At 54.9% G+C, this 2,053-nt stretch carries 2 protein-coding genes; both read left to right on the top strand.

Annotated features, from left to right (window positions below; translation table 11 throughout):
• The first annotated feature begins 276 nt into the window (after positions 1–276).
• Positions 277–888: a helix-turn-helix transcriptional regulator gene (locus ACTG34_RS11590; RefSeq protein WP_439105060.1), complete on the top strand. Its 612-nt coding sequence runs from the start codon at positions 277–279 to the stop codon at positions 886–888.
• A 61-nt stretch (positions 889–949) separates the two neighbouring features.
• On the top strand, positions 950–2,053 hold a 1,104-nt coding region (locus ACTG34_RS11585; RefSeq protein ID WP_439105059.1), incomplete at its 3' end, for a replication-associated recombination protein A.

The raw sequence follows: 2,053 nt of genomic DNA, 5'->3' as shown, positions 1-2,053 counted from the left end.
AAGAAGACTAAAGCCCACAAGTTGAACGACTTTTTGAAAAGCTCCGCCAATTTGGCGGGGCTTTTTTCATGTGTCGAAAGGATCTGTTTCCAAGTTCAAACTTGATTTTACGCGCGACCACGGCCATCTTGACGAAGGTGGCCATGGAAAAGCATCAGCCTATGTGAATGCTTTGAATGTCGGAACACAGATCAACGCTTCAGGCCGCAATGAACGCGACGCGGCATGTTGGATTGTTGTTGAGTATCAGTTGGATAAGTAGGTTAGAGTGTCGTTATGAGTAAGCCAGCAGAAATGACCCGCCTTCTCTCAAAGCTGGGCGGGCTTAGTCCCTCGGGATACTCCACCGCCCTTCACATCCGCTACGCCGCCCCACTTTTTATGGATGTAACGTACCCTAGCGAATGGATTGAACACTATACGGTCAATGCGTTTGCATTGCGCGACCCAATGATCGCATGGGGTCTTAGTTGTGAGGGGGTGACCCGTTGGAGTGAGACGGGCCTGCCCGACCCGTTCAACATCATGGGTCAGGCAGCGACCTATGGTTTGCAGTTCGGTGTTTCGGTGTCGTGCGGTGAGGTGCGCTCGCGGTCTATCGTTGCCTCCGCGCGAAGCGATCGTGAGTTCACGGATGAGGAGATAGGGAGCATCGCAAAGATTGCGCGTTTGCTACATCAAATTTCTGAGCCACACCAACAGCTTACGCCAGCGCAGGTTCAAGCTTTGCGGTGTATTGCATCCGGTGATCGCTACGCCGCGGCGGCGGCCAAGCTTGGTATTTCCGAGAGCGCATTAAAGGCGCGGTTGGGGTCCGCGCGCGAGCGGCTTATGGCACGAACAACCTCTGAAGCTATTCAAAAGGCCAAAGACATTAAGCTGTTGTGACATCTGTCAATTGAGCCACGCAACGCTTCCCTGTTGCGGTCCAAACGCGTAAGATTGTGCAATGAGTGATCTCTTCGCCTCCTCGTCTGACACGATCGAACCATCTACGCGTCCATTGGCCGACCGTTTGCGTCCCATGGTGCTAAGTGAGGTTATTGGTCAGACACAGGTTCTTGGGGCTGATGCGCCACTTGGCGTTATGCTTGCCTCGGGATCGTTGTCCTCTCTCATTTTTTGGGGGCCGCCTGGTGTCGGTAAAACCACAATCGCGCGGCTCTTGGCGCATGAAACCAATCTTGCATTCGTTCAAATTTCAGCCATTTTTTCTGGCGTGCCCGAACTTCGCAAAGTCTTTGAGTCTGCGAAAATACGCGCGGCGAACGGACAGGGGACGTTGTTGTTCGTCGATGAGATTCACCGCTTTAATAAGGCGCAGCAAGATGCGTTCCTACCCCACATGGAAGATGGCACCATTTTGCTTGTCGGGGCGACCACTGAAAACCCGTCGTTTGAGTTGAACTCCGCTGTGTTGTCGCGTTCGCAGGTTATGGTTTTGACGCGCCTAAGTGTGAGTGAATTGGCCATGCTCGGTGCGCGGGCAGAACGTGAGTTGGGCCGCGAGATGCCCTTGGATGAGGGTGCCCGACTAGCGCTTTGGGACATGGCGGATGGGGACGGGCGTACGCTTTTGAACCTGATTGAACAGATCATGGCGTGGCGTGTCGATGGTCCGTTGGACACCGATAACCTGGCCAAGAGGCTCATGCGCCGCGCGGCCAAATACGACAAATCTGGTGACGAACATTACAACCTGATCTCCGCGCTTCATAAGTCTGTACGCGGATCCGATCCTGATGCGGCGCTGTATTGGTTCGGGCGGATGTTGGAAGGCGGCGAAGACCCGCGCTACCTTGCCCGCCGATTGTTGCGCATGTCTGTTGAGGACATCGCACTGGCCGACCCGCAAGCACAAACGATTTGTCTGACAGCATGGCAGACCTTCGAGAGATTGGGTGCGCCAGAGGGGGAGTTAGCATTGGCGCAAGCCGTGATCTATCTCGCACTCGCCCCCAAAACAAACGCGGGTTACGTGGCGTATAAAGCGGCGCGTGACGCGGCGCGCAAAACGGGGTCCGAACCGCCTCCCAAACATATCCTCAATGCG

Source organism: Celeribacter marinus, assembly GCF_965656515.1.
Classification (GTDB): domain Bacteria; phylum Pseudomonadota; class Alphaproteobacteria; order Rhodobacterales; family Rhodobacteraceae; genus Celeribacter; species Celeribacter marinus_D.
Note: the sequence above shows the minus strand (reverse complement) of the source record. Positions and strands in the feature narration are given on the sequence as shown.